At 63.0% G+C, this 1,941-nt stretch carries 2 protein-coding genes; one reads left to right on the forward strand and one right to left on the reverse strand.

What is annotated here, in order from left to right; translation table 11 throughout:
* The coding region (locus A3E1_RS0122620; protein WP_020523069.1) for a DUF4331 domain-containing protein at window positions 1-775 on the forward strand (775 nt) is incomplete at its 5' end.
* 219 nt (window positions 776-994) lie between these two features.
* On the opposite strand, the gene A3E1_RS41570 is transcribed toward A3E1_RS0122620, so the two are convergent.
* A partial coding sequence (locus tag A3E1_RS41570) for an NAD-dependent epimerase/dehydratase family protein (RefSeq protein WP_020523070.1) occupies window positions 995-1,941 on the reverse strand: 947 nt, incomplete at its 5' end.

Here is a 1,941-nt window from a genome sequence, read left to right on the forward strand (position 1 = left end):
GTTCGACCTGCTCTACGGCGGCAACCTGTCTGAGGTTGGCCAGGACACCCTGGCCGGTTACAACGTCAACACCGTGGCCCTGCAGGTACGCTCCCACGAGCTGGCGCTGGGCGGCAGTGTGAAACGCAACCCGGTCGTCGGTATCTGGACCACCACCAGCCGTTCCGGTGAAGAAGTCACCAGCGCCGAAAGTTCAGGTTCGATGCGGCAGGTGTCACGGCTGGGCATGCCTTTGGTCAACGAAGTCGTGATCCCGGTAGGCAAAAAGAACGAGTTCAACGCCAGCAAGCCGCAAGACGACGCCAAGTTCCTCCACCACGTCACCAGCCCCGAGGTCCCCAAGCTGGTCGAAGCCATCTACGGCATCCCCGCACCCGCGACACCACGAGCTGACCTGGTCGAGGTGTTCCTGACCGGCGTGTGCAAGGCATGCGGGCCAGTGCAGGCCGACCTCAACTCGCAACTGCTCAACAAGGACGTCAACGCGAACAAATTCAAGCCCAGCGAGCAGCTGCGCCTCAACCTGTCCGTGCCGCCATCAGCAAACCCGATGCGCATGGGAGTCCTCGCCGGGGACCTGGCAGGGTTCCCCAACGGGCGCCGCCTAGCCGATGATGTCATCGACGTCACCCTGCAAGCAGCCGAAGGCATCCTGCTGCCCAACCCGCCGCCAGCCGTGTCCACGCTCGGTGATGCTGTCGACGTCAACGACCTGCCGTTCCGCACCGCGTTCCCATACGTGGCACTGCCATACCAGAACGCAGTCAGCCAGTAAACCGGCAATGCCCAAGGCCCCGCCAGCACGGGCGGGGCCTTCACGCACCCAGCAGACAATCCCGGTTTGTGTCGACGCCCGGCACCTGCCAGCGAAACGCTCCACATTGGACATCCGCAGACCGTTGTGCCCACGGTTTCTCCGTTCTGTGCGTTGGGATTTGGGTGATGCCTGCCAGAAGCGGCCGTGTTGACGGCCCGGGCTGCACCGGCGTCGGCGTCACTCCTCTGCGGTGTCGAAGTAATGGTTGTAGTAGATCTTGCTTTCAGGGTTGCTGATGATGCCCTGGCCAAGCCGGTAGAAGATGTCTTTTGCCGCTGTCTCGACCGTGTGCTGGGCCCGGAAGTTAAGGGCCGCCTGGATTTTGGTGAAGCTGACCCGGTAGTCGCGGGCGTCGAGGGTTGATGCGTCGCGTTCGACGTGGACGTCACCTGTGCTGCTGGCCACGATGGAGGCGATGTCGCGGATCTGGTAATTCTGTGCGTCGCTGCCAGTGTTGAACACCTGCCCGGCGACGGTGTCCAGGTCTGCCTGCAAGCAGGCGAGGTAGGCGTCTGCGGCGTCGGCGACATGCAGCAGTGGCCGCCATTGCTGCCCGCCGAAGACCTGGATCTGTTTGTGGGTGAACGCTTTCATTGTCATGGTGTTGACCACTAGGTCGAAGCGCATGCGCGGCGAATAGCCGTACAGGGTTCCCATCCGTAGTACGGTGGGGCAGAAGTAGCCGTCGGCCATATCAAGAATGGTTTGCTCAGAGGCGATTTTGGTGCGGGCGTAGAGAGATACCGGGTTAAGTGGCGCGTCTTCGCCGAGCATGGTGCCGCCGGTGCCGTACACGCTACACGTCGACGCGTACACGAACCGGGCGATGTTGCTGTGCTTGCAGGCGGCCGCGATCACTTGCGCGGCAAGGACATTGGTTTCGATGGTTTGTGACGGCCGGGCGCTGCAGGCGGGGTCGCCGACGATGGCGGCCAAAACAATTACGGCGTCAGCACCGTCGAGTGCTTGCACGCAGGTGTGGATGTCACGCATGTCGCCGTGCATGATCTGCAGCCGGTCCGCAGGTCCGGCAGTCCTGAGACTGTTGCGGCCGTACAGAAAACTGTCGAGAACCCGCACCCGGTAGCCGGCGCCGAGCAGGGTGCGGGTCAGCACGCTGCCCA

It is taken from the genome of Catelliglobosispora koreensis DSM 44566 (assembly GCF_000379685.1).
Lineage (GTDB): Bacteria > Actinomycetota > Actinomycetes > Mycobacteriales > Micromonosporaceae > Catelliglobosispora > Catelliglobosispora koreensis.